General features: G+C 47.9%; 16 protein-coding genes and 1 tRNA gene. 7 read left to right on the plus strand and 10 right to left on the minus strand.

The window, feature by feature from the left end; genetic code table 11:
- Positions 1-18: 18 nt before the first annotated feature.
- Together QMA35_RS18370 and QMA35_RS18375 are read right to left on the minus strand one after the other, a co-directional pair.
- The gene (locus tag QMA35_RS18370) at positions 19-576 is read right to left on the minus strand and encodes a hypothetical protein (RefSeq protein WP_281648611.1); all 558 of its coding nucleotides are present in this window, start codon (positions 574-576) and stop codon (positions 19-21) included.
- A gap of 197 nt (positions 577-773) precedes the next feature.
- Entirely contained in the window at positions 774-2369 is a 1596-nt protein-coding gene (locus tag QMA35_RS18375; RefSeq protein WP_281648612.1) for an isocitrate lyase, read from the minus strand.
- Positions 2370-2825: 456 nt separating this feature from the next.
- Here QMA35_RS18375 and QMA35_RS18380 point away from each other — a divergent pair, with 456 nt between their 5' ends.
- A complete protein-coding gene (locus QMA35_RS18380) occupies positions 2826-5000 on the plus strand; it encodes a malate synthase G (protein ID WP_281648613.1) in 2175 nt (724 codons plus the stop codon).
- Positions 5001-5124: 124 nt separating this feature from the next.
- On the opposite strand, the gene QMA35_RS18385 is transcribed toward QMA35_RS18380, so the two are convergent.
- A complete protein-coding gene (locus tag QMA35_RS18385) occupies positions 5125-7284 on the minus strand; it encodes a protein-tyrosine phosphatase family protein (RefSeq protein WP_281648614.1) in 2160 nt (719 codons plus the stop codon).
- A gap of 245 nt (positions 7285-7529) precedes the next feature.
- Between QMA35_RS18385 and QMA35_RS18390 the strand changes: the two genes are divergently transcribed.
- Positions 7530-9500 carry a hypothetical protein gene (locus QMA35_RS18390; RefSeq protein WP_281648615.1) on the plus strand — a complete coding sequence of 657 codons (1971 nt, stop codon included), beginning with the start codon at positions 7530-7532 and terminating at the stop codon, positions 9498-9500.
- Positions 9501-9549: 49 nt separating this feature from the next.
- Positions 9550-10956 carry a siroheme synthase CysG gene (gene cysG / locus QMA35_RS18395; protein ID WP_281648626.1) on the plus strand — a complete coding sequence of 469 codons (1407 nt, stop codon included), beginning with the start codon at positions 9550-9552 and terminating at the stop codon, positions 10954-10956.
- Here the strand turns inward: cysG and QMA35_RS18400 are convergent.
- The 7 genes from QMA35_RS18400 to QMA35_RS18430 all read right to left on the minus strand — a co-directional run bounded on the left by QMA35_RS18400 (position 10953) and on the right by QMA35_RS18430 (position 14532).
- The gene (locus QMA35_RS18400) at positions 10953-11603 is read right to left on the minus strand and encodes a deoxynucleoside kinase (protein ID WP_281648616.1); all 651 of its coding nucleotides are present in this window, start codon (positions 11601-11603) and stop codon (positions 10953-10955) included. The genes cysG and QMA35_RS18400 overlap by 4 nt on opposite strands.
- Positions 11600-12142 carry a hypothetical protein gene (locus QMA35_RS18405; protein WP_281648617.1) on the minus strand — a complete coding sequence of 181 codons (543 nt, stop codon included), beginning with the start codon at positions 12140-12142 and terminating at the stop codon, positions 11600-11602. Before QMA35_RS18405 ends, QMA35_RS18400 begins: the two co-directional genes overlap by 4 nt.
- 164 nt (positions 12143-12306) lie before the next feature.
- Positions 12307-12642 (minus strand): TusE/DsrC/DsvC family sulfur relay protein, encoded by a 336-nt coding sequence (locus tag QMA35_RS18410; RefSeq protein WP_281648618.1) that lies wholly within the window; start codon positions 12640-12642, stop codon positions 12307-12309.
- Positions 12643-12651: 9 nt separating this feature from the next.
- A complete protein-coding gene (tusB, locus tag QMA35_RS18415) occupies positions 12652-12954 on the minus strand; it encodes a sulfurtransferase complex subunit TusB (protein WP_281648619.1) in 303 nt (100 codons plus the stop codon).
- Entirely contained in the window at positions 12954-13310 is a 357-nt protein-coding gene (gene tusC, locus QMA35_RS18420) for a sulfurtransferase complex subunit TusC (RefSeq protein ID WP_281648620.1), read from the minus strand. The genes tusB and tusC overlap by 1 nt, the downstream gene beginning before the upstream one ends.
- Positions 13311-13329: 19 nt before the next feature.
- Positions 13330-13722 carry a sulfurtransferase complex subunit TusD gene (gene tusD, locus QMA35_RS18425; protein WP_281648621.1) on the minus strand — a complete coding sequence of 131 codons (393 nt, stop codon included), beginning with the start codon at positions 13720-13722 and terminating at the stop codon, positions 13330-13332.
- A gap of 132 nt (positions 13723-13854) precedes the next feature.
- Positions 13855-14532 (minus strand): Bax inhibitor-1/YccA family protein, encoded by a 678-nt coding sequence (locus QMA35_RS18430; RefSeq protein ID WP_281648622.1) that lies wholly within the window; start codon positions 14530-14532, stop codon positions 13855-13857.
- 158 nt (positions 14533-14690) lie between these two features.
- On the opposite strand from QMA35_RS18430, the gene QMA35_RS18435 reads away from it, so the two are divergent.
- The 4 genes from QMA35_RS18435 to QMA35_RS18450 all read left to right on the plus strand — a co-directional run bounded on the left by QMA35_RS18435 (position 14691) and on the right by QMA35_RS18450 (position 16762).
- A tRNA-Ser gene (locus tag QMA35_RS18435) sits at positions 14691-14781 on the plus strand.
- A gap of 483 nt (positions 14782-15264) precedes the next feature.
- Positions 15265-15471 (plus strand): cold-shock protein, encoded by a 207-nt coding sequence (locus QMA35_RS18440; protein WP_281648623.1) that lies wholly within the window; start codon positions 15265-15267, stop codon positions 15469-15471.
- A gap of 402 nt (positions 15472-15873) precedes the next feature.
- The gene (locus tag QMA35_RS18445; protein WP_281648624.1) at positions 15874-16080 is read left to right on the plus strand and encodes a cold-shock protein; all 207 of its coding nucleotides are present in this window, start codon (positions 15874-15876) and stop codon (positions 16078-16080) included.
- Between the two features lie 475 nt (positions 16081-16555).
- Positions 16556-16762 (plus strand): cold-shock protein, encoded by a 207-nt coding sequence (locus tag QMA35_RS18450; RefSeq protein ID WP_281648625.1) that lies wholly within the window; start codon positions 16556-16558, stop codon positions 16760-16762.
- Positions 16763-16800: the final 38 nt, after the last annotated feature.

Here is a 16800-nt window from a genome sequence, read left to right on the forward strand (position 1 = left end):
TTTAAGTCCGACAGGCTGCTAGAGCCTGTTGAGGTATTGGGGGGCAATATCCTGATCGTAGTACCCCATACCCAGCTTATTAAGGTATTCCATGCGCTCGGCTTTCATCAGATTTATCGCAGGGGCTTGCAGACCTGCATTTTCGTACAGTCCGGCGATATAGGCCAGATAGGCTTCACCTTCTTTTACCATCAGTAAGCTGGCGGCACCCACATCCGGTTTTACCTTGCCAGCGTCTTCTCGGGGCAAAGTAATAGCCAGCACGACGGGTTGCTCCTGGCCTTCGATACGCACACTGCGTTCACGAACCGTCTGTTCAGCCCAGTAGTAGGCAATTTCCTTACTCTGGGTAAGAAAGACTGGCTCGATGGATTCGACGTAATTATTGCCGATAGTGGCCATGGTCTTTTTGGCAGCCTGTTTCATGGCAGCATCACCGGAGCGTTTGAGGCCATGCTCCAGAATAGAGGACTGCAGCGCAGAAGATGTGCCGTGATACCAGATTTCGCCAGTCGCAAAACCCTCGGCAGTTAATAGGTCTTTGGCATCTTGAAGGTGGGCTGGGGCAGTGCTCATTATTATCTCGCTCTGTACTAGCTGGGCGTTTTTCTAAAGTGGTATTTTACCAAAACAGCCTAAAAGGGATAAGGCACTTTCCTAAAAAGCCTGCATTTCGATCAATAAAAATAAAAAAGGCGACCAGAGGCCGCCTTTTCCGAACTCTGCTATCAGCAGAAACTCTTCGTCAGAACACAAGCGTCAGCAGATGCTTATTAGCCGAACTGGTTGGAAGTGTTCTTCGCACCGCCAGCTTTCAGAGCATTCTCACCAGCAAAGTATTCTTTGTGGTCGTCACCCATGTCAGAGCCAGCCATGTTCTGGTGCTTAACGCAGGCAATACCCTGACGGATTTCCTTGCGCTGAACGCCTTCAACATAACCCAGCATGCCTTGCTCACCGAAGTACTCTTTGGCCAGGTTATCAACAGACAGTGCAGTTGTGTGATAAGTCGGCAGAGTGATCAGGTGGTGGAATACGTTTGCTTCGCGGGCAGTGTCTGCCTGGAAGGTCTTAACACGGGCATCGGCAGCAGCAGATAGCTCGGAATCATCGTATTCGGCAGACATCAGGTTGTTACGATCGTAGGCAGATACGTCTTTGCCTTCAGCTTCCCAGGCATCGAAAGTCTGCTGACGGAAGTTCAGGGTCCAGTTGAAAGATGGACTGTTGTTGTAAACCAGCTTCGCATCAGGGTGAACCTTGCGAACGTCGTCCATCATGCCCTTGATTTCGTGGACAGTGGGAACAGCAGTTTCGATCCACAGCAGGTCGGCGCCGGCATTCAGAGCGCCGATGCAGTCAAATACACAACGCTCGTGGCCAGTGCCCTGACGGAACTGGTACAGACCAGAAGGCAGACGCTTGGGACGAACCAGTTTGCCGTCACGGCTGATCAGGACATCACCTTCAGCAGTGTCTTCTGGGGCAACTTCTTCAACGTCCAGGTAGGAGTTGTAAACGTCGCCAGCATCGTCAGGCTCTTTAACAACAGCGATTTCCTTGGTCAGGCCAGCGCCTTCGGAGTCAGTACGGGCAACGATAACACCGTCGTCAACACCCAGCTCCAGGAAAGCATAACGCAGAGCGCGCAGCTTGTTGTGGAAGTCAGCGTGAGGAACGGTCACTTTACCATCCTGGTGACCACACTGCTTTTCATCAGCAACCTGGTTTTCGATCTGCAGTGCGCAAGCACCGGCTTCGATCATCTGCTTGGCCATCAGGTAAGTGGCTTCCGCGTTACCGAAACCGGCATCGATGTCAGCAACGATGGGCACAACGTGGGTTTCGTGGTTATCAATCTGCGACTGAATGTCTTTTTCTTTAGCAGTATCACCCGCTTCACGGGCAGCATCCAGAGCACGGAACAGGCCACCCAGTTCACGGGCATCAGCCTGACGCAGGAAGGTGTACAGTTCTTCAACCAGGCTGGCAACAGCTGTTTTCTCATGCATGGACTGATCAGGCAGAGGGCCGAAGTCGGAACGCAGAGCAGCAACCATCCAGCCGGACAGGTACAGGTACTTACGTTCGGTAGTGCCAAAGTGCTTTTTGATGGAGATCAGCTTCTGCTGACCAACAAAACCGTGCCAGCAGCCCAATGATTGGGTGTACTTGGTCTTGTCCTTATCGAACTCAGCCATGTCACGACGCATGATGCCAGCAGTGTACTTGGCGATATCCAGACCAGTCTTAAACTTGTTCTGGGCACGCATGCGAGCAACGGATTCTGGGTTGATGGCGTCCCAGGGAGACCCTTGAGTTGCTTTCAAGGAAGCAACGGCGTCAATGTCTTGCAGGTAATTTGACATGATCGGTCCTTTGGTTTGTTGGTAGCGACCGCTGCACGCTTGGAATTCGTATTATTCGGCAGTGTCTGAACGGTCATCTACGCTGCTGTAATGCACAACTTTCAGGTGCGAACGTCCGAATCATTTCGGTTCGTTGGGTGCATTCTAAGTAATCGCCGCAATCGATTACAATCCCCCTTTTTTATTTCAGGTATTTATTTCGTGAATAATGGTCGTAAAACCATAATAAAACCTTCTAGTACTGCTGTTTGGGGGCTTTTTTAGGCATTTCACCGTTTAATTTTACAGGAGGGTGCCTTATTTGCTCTTGGCTTTATGTTTTTTTTCAGGCATTTTTTGCGCCGTATACTTATGCTCCCAGGGATCGGGTAATAACAAGGAATAACAAAGAACAGCGACAGCGGTCGTTTGATCGGTCGGTAACAGCGGTTCGGGTATCATAAACGGGGTAAGACCATGACAGAGCGCACACAGTTCGGATCACTGCAAATAGCCAGTGTTCTTTATGATCTGGTAGAAAAAGAGATCGCACCCGGAACCGGTGTAGAGCCGAAGGCTTTTTGGGCAGCTTTTGAAACAATCGTGAACGATCTGGCCCCGGCTAACCGCCAATTGTTGGCAAAGCGTGATGACCTGCAGGCCAAGATTGATAATTGGCATCAGAACAACCAACCCTACGACCCAGTGGCTTATAAGGGCTTCCTGCAGGACATCGGTTACCTGCTGCCAGAAGCAGAAGATTTCACCATTTCTACTCAAAACGTAGATGCAGAGGTGGCTACCATTGCAGGCCCGCAGCTGGTAGTACCGGTTATGAATGCCCGTTACGCTCTGAATGCTGCCAACGCACGCTGGGGCAGCCTTTACGACGCACTGTATGGTACTGATGTTATTGATGAAAGCGACGGCGCTGAAAAAGGAAAGGGATACAATCCAAAGCGTGGCGCTAAGGTTGTCGCTTATGCTCGTGGTGTATTGAATGATGCTGCACCTTTAGCGGGTGGAGATCATGCAGATGCTGTTGCTTACACAGTCAAAGAAAATCAGCTGGCGGTAAGACTGGCAGACGGTAAAGAAGTTGGTTTGATCCAACCAGAGAATTTTGCCGGTTACCATGGTGATGCAGAAAACCCAGAAGCTATCTTGTTAAAAAACAATGGGTTGCACATTGAAATTCAAATTGATCCTAACACGCCGGTTGGTAAGGATGACCCTGCTGGTATTAAGGATCTGCTGACTGAATCAGCTCTCACCGCGATCATGGACTGCGAAGATTCTATCGCTGCTGTTGATGCGGAAGATAAAGCTGTTGTTTACCGCAATTGGCTTGGCCTGATGAAAGGTGATCTGCAGGAGACAGTAAAGAAGGGCGATAAGAGTTTTGTTCGCACCCTGAATCCAGACCGTACCTACACATCTGCTGATGGTTCCGAGCTGACTCTGCCTGGTCGCAGCTTGTTGTTCGTTCGCAATGTTGGCCACCTGATGACCAATGAAGCCATTCTGGATGGTGAAGGTCGCGAAGTACCAGAAGGCATTATGGATGGTATGATCACTTCATTGATCGCTATTCATGATCTGAACCGCAAAGGCGTTAACAGCAACTCTCGTCAGGGCAGTGTTTATATCGTTAAGCCGAAGATGCATGGGCCAGAAGAAGTGGCTTTCGCCAACACATTGTTTAACCGGGTAGAAGATGCTTTAGGCCTGACTCGTAATACTCTGAAGATGGGTATTATGGATGAAGAGCGTCGCACCACAGTAAATCTCAAAGCTTGTATCTCTGCTGCTCAGGAACGTGTGGTATTTATTAATACTGGTTTCCTGGATCGTACTGGTGATGAAATCCATACCTCTATGGAGGCTGGCGCTGTTGTACGCAAAGGCCCAATGAAGCAAGCTGACTGGATTAAGGCTTACGAAGATTGGAACGTTGATACAGGTCTGGCCGCTGGTCTGAAAGGCAAAGCCCAGATCGGTAAAGGTATGTGGCCGGTGCCTGACAATATGGCTGATATGATGGAAGCCAAAGTTGGTCACCCCATGGCTGGTGCTAACACGGCCTGGGTTCCTTCTCCTACTGCTGCGACCCTGCATGCTCTGCATTACCATAAGATCAATGTATCAGCTCGTCAGGATGAACTTGCTTCCCGCGAGCGCGCCAGCCTGGATGATATTCTGACGCTGCCACTTCTGGAAGATGCTTCCACACTGAGTGCTGCAGATATTCAGAATGAGCTGGATAACAACGCCCAGGGTATTCTCGGTTATGTTGTACGTTGGATTGATCAGGGTGTTGGCTGCTCAAAAGTGCCTGATATCAATGATGTTGGACTAATGGAAGATCGTGCTACGCTGCGTATCTCCAGCCAGCACATTGCCAACTGGCTGCGTCATGGTATTTGCAGTGAAGAGCAGGTTGTAGAAACTCTGCAGCGTATGGCCGGCGTTGTTGATCGCCAGAATGCCAGTGACCCACTGTATCGCAATATGGCGCCAAACTTTGACGAGAGTGTTGCCTTCCAGGCCGCCTGTGATCTGGTACTCAAGGGTACGGACCAGCCTAATGGTTACACTGAACCTGTGCTGCATGCCCGTCGTCGTGAGGCGAAAGCCAAGTACGGTGCATAAACATTCAAAACGTTGTTTGTGGAGGGAAGGTTTAAGCTTTCCCCCTGACTTGAATGCAGGGCTCTAGTATTACTTTTTCATATTAAGCCCCAAGTGATGGGGCTTAATATGCAAAAGAGCTTGGTTATGGTGTTCCATCCTCAACCCACATTCGAACAAGATCTTTGAGGGATTGAAGCTGGTCAGCGGTTTGCACTGCTCGTCCCCCTCTGGCTTCTCGCATTTCCATGGTGACCTGTTCAACTACTTCATCAATGGCTTGGGGGGGGATCTGACCATTTCTCATCATGCTTAGAAGTTTGGCTGCAGCAAACACTGTACCTGTTCTTCCTATTCCAGCCCGGCAGTGCACAAGGATATTTTCAAATTCGTCACCTGCAACAAAAGCAGCAAGATTGGATAGCTGATCTAATGGTAATGGCTCTTTATCTTCCCAGTAATTCACATTGAATCTGTTAAGTTGGTGGGTCTGTCCCGTGCTGGTGTCTACCACTTTGTAAGAGAAATAATTCCCGTCAACAGCTTTCAAGGTCACTTGCATGCCATTGTAATTGGCTGTTACCCCAAGCTGAGTAGGGTAATAAGGAGAAAGGTTGTCTGCTTTTTGAGTTAAATCAACTACAAGGTTGGTTTTTTGCTGAAATGTCATCTTCCAGAAGGTTCCCTGATCAGTAGCATTTCCCTTAGGGTATTGGGTGGCTATAGCGGTGGTTTTCCCTGGAACAGGCATATGGTTGGCGTGAATCTTTCCCGGTTGTTCTTCCAGTTGTCCATGGGCATTGGGTACTAGGAGTTTCACACATGTCCCTTCTGGACACTTTACATCCCTAAATCTATAACCGTCAGGAGTTAACATGTTTTTTGTGGCTAGCATTTGATCAGATCGAGTGTTGAGTTTATCAAATTTACTCATTTTTTCCGGGTTTGCGATTCTTTTCGCTTGATCAATAAGATGGCGAACGCTGCTTTTAGGTGGGAACCTTCCTTCACTTATGGCTTTTGCCTGAACTTCCAGAACGGCAGGGCTGACTTTACCAATACTGATCTGCTTGTTTAACTTTGCAGTAAACTGCCTTTGAAATTGATCGGGGCTTTGAACGTTTTCTCCAGACAGCTTCAGATAATAGGTGGATAGTGTGCTTGCAGCTTCCGGGCTTAAAGCAGTAGGTTCCGGAGGAGCCTCAGAAGTTTGGGTTCTGCTGGCTTCCTGATTTTGCTGCAGAGAAACTGCAGAGCGGAGAGGAACTGGAGGGCCGCTAGGCTGAGAGCGGGGAGTAACCTGGGGGCCGCTAGGCTGAGAGCGGGGAGGAACTGGAGGGCCGCTAGGCTGAGAGCGGGGAGGAACTGGAGGGCCGCTAGGCTGAGAGCGGGGATTAACCTGGGGGGGGCTAGTTCGGTTCTGCGCAGGACGACTTCTTCGGTTTGGTACTGGTGGTGGTGCGCCATCAGGTTGCGTCTTGTGTAGGTTGCGATCAGGTAACGGCGATGTTTGGTTGCTTTCAGTTCTATGGATATTAGGAATTGGCGCTTGTGGCGGAGCGCTGGGCAGATGATTGTCCAGATACTGGCTTGCGCCTTTGAGTGCAGCTTTTGTTAAAGCTTTATTAACATCTGGTCTTCTTGAGAATTTTGTCGAATTTATCTCTGATTGGAGTTGTTTTATAGCGTGTAGATCATCGCTTTGTAAAGCCTTTTTAGCCATTTTGACACCTGTCAGCTCAGCAGCCCGTAACTGAACCTGTTTGTACGCGGCCAGCCCTTGACCTGGTAATTCACTATTTCTAGCCTGCACTGCAAGACTTTGTTGTAAATTCGACACGAACTCCAAATCGTTTGTATTGGCAAGTTGGGAGGCCACAACACTGGGAGCGTCTTGGCCACCGCCGACGACAATATTGTAAAGTTGCTGCAGTGATGGTGATGGTGATGGTGATGGTGATGGTGATGGTGATGATGGTGATGGTATGGAGAGCGCACGAAGAGCTTCGTTAACTGTTATTACCTTTCTGTCTTTGATTGCTGTGTTGCCAGCGGGATTGTGTTTCACAACCCAGGCAGTAAGCATGAGCTGTTGTTTCAATGTTTTCTTTTGGGTATCACCCGTAACTATTTTAAATCGGCCAAGTTTTCCCTGCGCGTGGTTTGCGCGAACTTCTATCTGACCATTCTTGGTGACTTTTATCCTAACTTCATTGTCACCTTTGTTTTGCTTTGAGAGCTCTTCAAGCTGCCCTATGAGCTGGGCTTTATCGATACCTACTGATGCTAGGTTCTGCTTGTCCATCCTTGCTCCCCGAAGATTTCATCTCAATGACCTACCTCGATTAAATTCTAGTCGGTAGCACTCTATATGTGCTCTTTTAGGTGTATTGTTGAAAAAAAGCCGTATTTGCTTGGTTTGCTCAGCGGTATTCAAGTGGAAATGCCAAGGAATAGTCATGTTTTACACTTTATGGCCTAGACTCTTCTCCCTTATATTGACTCAGAATATTAATGCCTTGTTTTATGGGGTTGGAAAGGGGCCTGTTGGTGAGAAAAAGAGGATATCTGCTTGTCGTCCTGGCTTTTTTTCTTATTTCTTCCAGTCACCCCGGGTGGGGCGACACTCCAATTTATGACAATACTCCGGAAGGTACCTGGTTGAGGCTGGGAGAAAGCTCTTTATTTTTTCAAGGATTTTCGCCTTACCCTTTCATCCTCAATGTGGCGCTTTTGGGGGGGATAACATATCTGAGTGGAATTCCAGCGGGAACCTACAAAGCTCTTCCGGGGCGATTAGCGACTTTGTTTGCTCCAGAATCCCTGGATTTAATTGGTAAGGCTACAGGCTTCAGTCTGGGTGTTTGGTATACGTCAACCATTATTGAGCAGCAGGAATGGGTTTCAGGGCAGGCCAGAACCCGTGTTGCTGAAATTGTGCTCCCTGGAGTCACTCCCCGGCTGGTGCTGATGGTCAGCCATGGTCGTGGTGATACCGTTGTTTCGCTGGTTCGCAATCCTCTTATTGAACCTGTACCACTCTCTTCTGCGACAGATACTGTCAGCCGTAATCTGCTCTCTATTCATAAAGAAATGTACAGTCGTTCTGTGGGTCGTCTTGAGCTTATTCCTTATCAGGACAAGAGAGGAGCAGGGTTGCGGGTAGGATGGCGAGAAAACAGTCAAGATTGGCGCTGGCTAAACCTGAGCACTCGTTTTAGTGCGGGTCCCGAATCCCGATGGTTTGAACTGACTCGGGAAGCGTCTTCTGGGATTACGGTGAGTGTCTTACAGCCCGAAGTTCTCGAAGTTGTTCTCAAGGTATTAAAAACCGGAAGGAGTACGTCTTTATCCCGAGATATAGCGGTTGCAGAGCTTGTTGTTGATCGTACCGAAGGTGGTTTTTGGTCTGCGACGGTTAATAATGATGAGGAACCGGTTGTTCTGGAAGGTGTCAGCAAAGGCGGAGTTATCGAAAGGTTGAAGCTGTTTCGCCCAGGTTATCAAGATGATAACCCTGAAGGGCTGTACCGGATTTCCCGCAGCTGGACTGCGTTTGGCCAACTGATAGTCAACCTGTCCTGGTTGCTGATAAATAACAGACCGGATCTCGGTATTGAGCGCAGAGTATGGTGGGAGAATATTCAGGGGCGCCTGTCTACCCTGAAATCCGGGAAGTTTTTGGGAGCGGGCATGGCAGCTGCTGTATCAAGGGAGATAAAGGGAGAACCACGCCTTAATCTTAAGGTCGTGCGAGATACTAGCCTTTCTAACCAAAACCGTATCGATTTTTCCAGTAAACTTTACGAGGATTTGAGTAAGACAGTCGACATGCCCTGGATCTTTGAATTAACAGGAAAAGAAGGCAGAACTGCTTGGGTTGCTAATTCACAAAGAAGCTGGAAAGATACGGATCATGGTGATGATGCGGTCTATATGTCTGATCATGTGATGAACCGACTGCAGGTAAAAGAAGGGGATAGAATTCCACTCTTACCTGTGAAGCTGCAAAATGTTAAAAAAATCTCCCTGGAAATACTGAAGGGAAGTTATATAGATTATCATCAATTTAAAGGCGTGATGGAAGATGCTATTGATGCGCGTTATCCCACTCTTCATCAGGGTGAAATTATCAGGCTTACTCATGATAACAGTGATTATTCATTCCGAGTAAAAGAGCTTTCCCCTCCCGGCGCTGATTATACCGTATTTACCAGGCCGGGGCTGGAAGTGGACTATCCCGATATGTGGCCGGCTCATTTGAGATGGGATTCTTTCTTATTTACTGATCAGGCAGTTAATCTCCATCGTGGCGAGCGTTTGGATGGTCACAGGAGTGAACCTGTCAGCAAAGCTGAGTTGGAAGCGAGTAGAAATGAATCCGATAAGCAATCTGCTGCTGTTGAAAAAGGCATAATGCCGGGTAAAAAAACAACAGCCAGAGTGAAAGCTTTCTCTGGAGAAGGGAGGGTGCTTGGTGGTTCAAAAAAAGAGAAAAGGCCTGACATTCTGGTCAAGTGATGAACGCACGGGTAGAGTAAGCGCAACCTTGTTCTCCGGTAGTAAAAAAATGGATTACCTGCCTCTGTTTCTTGATTTAAAAGGGCAAAATGTACTGGTTGTTGGAGGGCATGATATTGCCTTGCGTAAAGTCAGGCTGCTGGTTTCCGCTGGCGCAAGTGTTCGGGTTGTAGCGCCAGACATTTGTGATGATCTTATTGATTTCTTGCGGGATGGGTCTCATCAATTAATTCATCGGGCTTATACCTCCGCCGACATGAACGACGTTAAGCTTGTTATTGCGGCAACCGATCTGGCGGATGTGAACGGGGAGGTTTCCAGCGATGCCAAGACCCGAAACCTGTTTGTGAATGTTGTTGATGGCGCCGACCAAGGCAATGCCATCATGCCCGCAATTATTGACCGCTCTCCTGTTGTTGTCGCTCTTTCCAGTGCCGGTAAAGCACCTGTTCTTGCTCGCTTGTTGCGTACCCGTTTGGAGGGCATGGTACCCCATGGGTATGGGCGTCTTGCAGAATTGTCTGGAAAGTTCCGGGACAAGGTTAAAGCACAGTTCAAAAATATTAATGATCGCCGCTACTTCTGGGAAAAAGTTCTCGGTGGACCTGCTGCCGAAGCCGCGCTTGGTGGGAATATCGCCAAAGCCGAACAGATAATGGCTGATGAACTGGATAACCACAAAGAACAAACTCTGGGTGAGGTGTATCTGGTTGGCGGTGGCCCAGGGGATCCAGATTTGCTGACATTTAAGGCGCTACGCCTGATGCAGCAGGCGGATGTCGTATTATATGACCGACTGGTTTCTCCTGATGTCATTGCCCTGTGTCGCCGTGATGCGGACATGATTTATGTGGGTAAACGCCGCAACCGCCACGCGTTACCTCAGGATGATATTAACCAACTCCTGGCTAAATTGGCAAAAGAAGGACGCCGTGTACTTCGCTTAAAAGGCGGTGACCCGTTTATCTTTGGCCGGGGAGGGGAGGAGATTGAAACTCTTACCGCCGAGCAGATTCCTTTTCAGGTTGTACCGGGCATTACCGCAGCGTCTGGTTGCTCCAGTTATGCAGGTATTCCTTTGACCCACCGTGACCATGCTCAGTCTGTGCGTTTTGTTACCGGACACTTGAAAGATGGCTCTATTGATTTGCATTGGCAGGATATGGCCAGCGGCAATCAAACCCTAGTGTTCTATATGGGGCTGCTCGGTCTGCCGGTTATTTGCCAGAGGCTGATTGATCATGGTCGCTTATCGAATACTCCAGTGGCATTGGTGCAGCAGGGCACAACGCAGAATCAGAAAGTGTGGAGCGGAACGCTGGAAACAATTGTAGACGTCATCAAGAATGAGGAGATTAAACCACCAACTCTGATTATTGTTGGTAGCGTGGTTTCTTTAAGGGAAAAACTGAACTGGTTCCAGCCTCAACCGGAACCAAATCCTGAACAGGGTTAAGCAGCGTTTCGCTCTTCCTGTTCTGCAATAATATTTAGAACCATCTGGGCAACTTCAGTTTTGCAACCGAAGTTGTCCCACTCCAGATTCAGCAGGGGAGTGTTCATTTCACGGCAGATCTGCGGCAAGCAGGCTTCGTGGAAGTTATGCAAATCCTTGATGTAGGCCAGAGGTGTACCATCTTCTGCATTACGCCCCCGTGAAATTAAACGACCATAGGCAACTTCTGGGGTTGTACGAAGATACACGACTGCACTAATACGAGGGTAGTCGTGCAGGCGACGCTTGATATCGTAATAATAGTCCATATACATAGCACTGGGCTGTTCCATGGACAGGAAGTTAGCCTGAGAGAAGATCAGGTCGGAGTACAGAGAACGTTCAATCAGGTAGTTCTTGCTGGTATCCAGGTTTTTGACCAGATTCGCACGACGCTCGGTAATGTATTTTTGAAAGCAAATACGGCGGTTTGCATCGTGAGGGTGTTTGGTAAAATCTTCCAGGAGCTCAGTGAAGCGAGGGTCGTCTACTGGCTCTTTCAGGGATTCCCAGCCAAGTTCTTCGGCCAGCTGTGGTAACAGCGTGGACTTCCCTGCTGCAATATTCGCTTCAACCGCTACAAAGTGGTTAGTTTGATTTTTGATCATTGTTGAGCCTCCAAAAAGCACTCAGTGCAGACAGGGAAATAATGTTCATCGTGGCCAACAATTATAGTTCGACCATTACTTTCACCCGTAAATCGGGTGAACTGTGCCGGATTTCCGCAGGTACAGCGGGCGAAAATCTGATCAAGTTGTTGTGCATAGCGAGTGATGATTTGGGATGCTGAAAAGATAGCGCCCCGATAGTCAGTCATCAGTCCGTAAAAACGTACACTAACACCGGTAAGTGAGAGGCGTACCAGTCGCATAATCGTTTCTTCTGACAAGAAATGAGCTTCATCAACCAGAACATATTCAGGCTTTTTTTCGTTGACATAAACAGCCATGCCATCTGCAGAGTCAAAGACAAAACAGGGGAGCTCCTGACCGTTACGACTTTTTACTTTGTCATCGGGTGACCGGGTATCAATAGCTGATCGAACCACCACTACCGGGTGGTCTTCTGACAGTGCATAGAAATCACCGATCAGACGCGCAGTCTTACCGGATTTCATCGGGCCATATATAAAGGTAACTGGGCTCATGAAATAATTTTTGTTCCTGCCGGGGAATGTCTGTTCGCGAAGGCGCGCACTATAGGGGGCTACAGTGAGTCCGGCAATAGGTAGATGAAACGCTTGCAAACTTCTATATAGTGGTTAAGGGCGGCTATTACCCCTATATGCAGTGCTTGAAGCTTGGTTTGGCTTTAAAAGCAGTTGGTTGGCCTGGGCAGGCCCGCAATTCTGGAAATTATTTTCGCCGGACTTCCGGGGAATAATTTCATCAGGTACATACTGCTGCCTTTTTCCTGCCCAAGATTCTCTTTTACATACCTCACCAGAGGGCGCTGGCTGGGTGCCATATCATAGGTATGGTAAAACTGGCGAATCAGGTGGATAATTTCCCAATGGGCACCGCTGAGTTCAATGTTTTCAGTGCGAGCCAGTGCGGTGGCTACCTCCGTGTTCCAGTCACTCAGGTTCACCAGATAACCATCGTTGTCTAAAAGTAGTTCAGTGTCGTTAACTTGCAGGGTGTTCATCTGTCGTTATTAAAACCAGCTCAGTGTTTTCTCATGTTGCTCGGTTAGAGCAACAAATTCATCGAATGATACAGGTGTCACCCAAGAAGGCAGGCGACTGCTGATGCCCCGTGCATCGACATCAGCTTTCAGGCAATAGATAGAGTACTGTTGTGCAAAGGTGGCAAGGTGCTTGGCGCTAAGGCTTCCATCAATCAGGCTGTTTACACCATCTTCTATAAAAAGCAGTGCGTCTCCTTGGCCCAGTGCAACCTCTGCAAGTGAACCTGCCGGATGGCTGAAACTTTTGTTGACTGTATGAAGTAATGTCATCAGAAATTCAGAATACGATCCTGCTCCTTGAGCAGTTGTGGAATTTGATTACGTTGGATGAGTTGAGGGGAGAGTAACAGATCATCTTCTGTCAGCCCTCTCTCTTCCAAATCTTCATGGCAGACATACACCGACTCTATGCCATAGATTTCCAGAGCCTGAAGCATGGCTCCGGTATTCTTCTGGGGTAATGTATCGGGAGTCTGGTGCTTCAATAACTGGAGTACGCCCTCTCCCATAGCCAGCAGCGAAGCATCCATACCATAAGAAGCTGCTACAAGCAGGGTATCGATGCCATCTTTTACCGATGGGCTGCCATAGGGCGCATGAGTGCTGATAATGCAGACTTTTTTCACTGTATTGCCTCCATCACCATCAAGCGCCAAATGTTATCGTGCGATCAGCGGAAACCGTACCATCGATAAGCTGCCCCAACCCCGAGATATTGAAAGGCGCTTCTATATTGTGGCTTTCTTTGTTGTAGCGCTGAGCTTCAGACTCGTTCAGCAGACCCCTCTTCAATGCCGCGGAAATACAGATCACCATATCAATATTGTGTTGTTGCCCCAGCACTTTCCATTCTTTGTGCAAATCTGTTTCACCTTGTGGGGCTACTGTCAGGCTTGAACCTGCGTGAACAGCATCTCGCAGGAAAAAAGCTCTGGAAATAGTGTGCCCCCGCTTTATAGCCGCTCGGGCGAAACTTAAGGCTGTCTGGCAAGCCTGACTGGTAGTCGGCGCACCATGAATCACCAGTGTGTAGTTCATAGGTATGAAGTGTTTTGTGAGGCGAGTGATTCTATCACAAGGCTATGAAGTAGAGATGCGTTTGCTTCATCTTATATGGGTGTCATATAAAAAACCCCGCAGTAGCGGGGTTCATGTAACCTGGAACAACTATCAGTCATCACTGCTCATGCCGAGCAGAGCCAGAAGGTGAATGAATAGATTATAGATATCAAGATACAGAGATACTGTAGCCCGGATGTAGTTAGTTTCACCACCGTGAATGATGCGGCTGGTATCAAACAAGATAAAGCCGGACATCAGCAGCACAATACCCGCAGATAAAGCCATTTGGGCAGCAGGGGCGTGGAAGAAGATCAGGGCAACGCTGGCAATCAACGCGACAATCATACCGACCATCAAAAATCCGCCCATAAAAGAGAAGTCTTTCTTGGTTGTCAGTACATAAGCAGAGAGGGAGAAGAACACAATCGCGGTGCCTCCCAGAGCCTGCATGATAAGAGAAGGGCCATTAGCCAGTTGCATATAGCTGTTCAGCATGGGGCCAAGGGCGCCACCCAGCAGGCCAGTGAAAACAAAAACAGCAATTAGTCCTTTAGAGCTGTCTGCCAGACGATTGACTACGAACAGCATAACCAGGCCGCCAATACTCATGCCAAGGGCTGCCATACGGCTAATATCCAAAGCCATAGTAACGGCAGCCATGGCTGCACTGAATAGAAGGGTCATGCCGAGCAGGGCATAAGTGTTACGAAGGACTCTGTGGGTGCTGATGCTCAGCCCAGCGTCCGCAGATTGTTCACGCACGAAGGGGGAAGGTGATTGGGCCATAATGGTCTCCCTGTAGGTGTTTTCCGAAAAGTGGCAGATATGTCTAAGCATACTGCCCTAAAACTGCAAATCAAGCACAGACCGTTGACTCATAAGAAAATTTCAGTAATATGCATCTCGTCCTCGGCGCAGCGGCAAACGCTTTCACCGGGATAGTAGGTGGGATGACTGAGTGGTTGAAAGTACCGGTCTTGAAAACCGGCGTAGGTTAATAGCCTACCCAGGGTTCGAATCCCTGTCCCACCGCCATACTTTGAAGACCTCGAAACTATACGGTTTCGGGGTCTTTTTATATATACGTTATATATTGTGACTTCCGATCGCCTGTTCAGGTTCCTATTAGCAACGCCTTATATCAATTTCCTTTCACTAACCCGATCTTGCCACTGTTTTTATCATTACTCCCCTGAATAGACACTTCACGATTGTTAATTTTTGGTAGAAAATCATTACTCGCAAGGTTTTGTAGAGCCGTGTAGGGTGATTTTCAGAATATAGGCGTAGAATATTGGTGACCCATGGCGGTCGATACTATATAGTGGCGCCACGTTAAAAGTGCGTTTGATGTTTATGCAAAGATTTTATGTTTCGGGTGTAGTAGCTCGTCCAGTTCTTCATAAATAACAGCGTCTGTTTACACATCCTCTATAAGGATGTGTGAAAAGAAAGCTTCTAGCTCAACCGCCTTGCCTGCAAGGCACAACATTATTTTTGAAAGATAAGGGTGACATTATGTCTACTACTACCGGTACCGTTAAGTGGTTCAACGACGAGAAAGGTTTTGGCTTCATCGCTCAGGAGAGTGGTCCTGACGTGTTTGCTCATTTCCGTCAGATCAAAGGTGATGGCTTCAAATCTCTGGCAGAAGGCCAGCAGGTTCGCTTCACTGTGACTCAGGGTCAGAAAGGTCCTCAGGCTGAAGATATCGAAGTTATCTAAAGCCTTTGGCTTTAAATGACTGTCTCACTTTCAGGTGAGATCCAAAAGGCAATACCCACGGGTGTTGCCTTTTTTTATGCTGAGACCAAAAATCTTTGAAGGTTCTTCATGGCTATTGTTTGATGCTGCTCAATTCTTTGTAGATTTTTCACCCTTCCTGAAGAGCAATTTTTCAAACATGCAGGTAAAATACCGAGCTGACCAGCCAAGGTCAGTGATTGAAAGCGACGGCACGTTAAGAGTATGTTTGATGTTTATGCAAAGATTTTGTGTTTCGGGTGTAGTAGCTCGTCCAGTTCTTCATAAATAACAGTTCCTCTTTAGTGATAGAGAGGAAAGCTTCTAGCTCAACCGTCTTGCCTGCAAGGCACAATATTATTTTTGAAAGATAAGGGTGACATTATGTCTACTACTACCGGTACTGTTAAGTGGTTCAACGACGAGAAAGGTTTTGGCTTCATCGCTCAGGACAATGGTCCTGACGTGTTTGCTCATTTCCGTCAGATCAAAGGTGATGGTTTCAAATCTCTGGCAGAAGGCCAGCAGGTTCGCTTCACTGTAACTCAGGGCCAGAAAGGTCCTCAGGCTGAAGATATCGAAGTTATCTAAAGCCTCCGGCTTTAAATGACGGCTTCGCCTTCGGGTGAGAGTAAAAGGCAATACCTATGGGTGTTGCCTTTTTTTTATGGGAAGACAGAGAGATAATTACAAGAGATATGCGGGAAAGGCTGTAACGAAAAGTTTCCGTGGTTTCTAAATACAGAACAGTTGATACCCATAACTCATGAGAATCAGCGCCCTGAGACAAAGAAATTGCATTTTCCGAACAAATTTAACGGTATGTAACGGGACTTTCATGAAAATTCAGTTAATATACCCATGATCTGAAAGGATCGATCCTATATAATGGCGGCACGTTAAAAGTGTGTTTGATGTTTATGCAAAGATTTTGTGTTTCGGGTGTAGTAGCTCGTCCAGTTCTTCATAAATAACAGTTCCTCTTTAGTGATAAAGAGGAAAGCTTCTAGCTCAACCGTCTTGCCTGCAAGGCACAATATTATTTTTGAAAGATAAGGGTGACGTTATGTCTACTACTACCGGTACTGTTAAGTGGTTCAACGACGAGAAAGGTTTTGGCTTCATCGCTCAGGACAATGGTCCTGACGTGTTTGCTCATTTCCGTCAGATCAAGGGTGATGGCTTCAAATCTCTGGCAGAAGGCCAGCAGGTTCGCTTCACCGTAACTCAGGGTCAGAAAGGTCCTCAGGCTGAAGAAATCGAAGTTATCTAATCTCTTTTTAGAGATATAGCTTTGCAATCTGCTCCTTA

The organism is Parendozoicomonas sp. Alg238-R29 (assembly GCF_947331445.1).
Lineage (GTDB): Bacteria > Pseudomonadota > Gammaproteobacteria > Pseudomonadales > Endozoicomonadaceae > Sansalvadorimonas.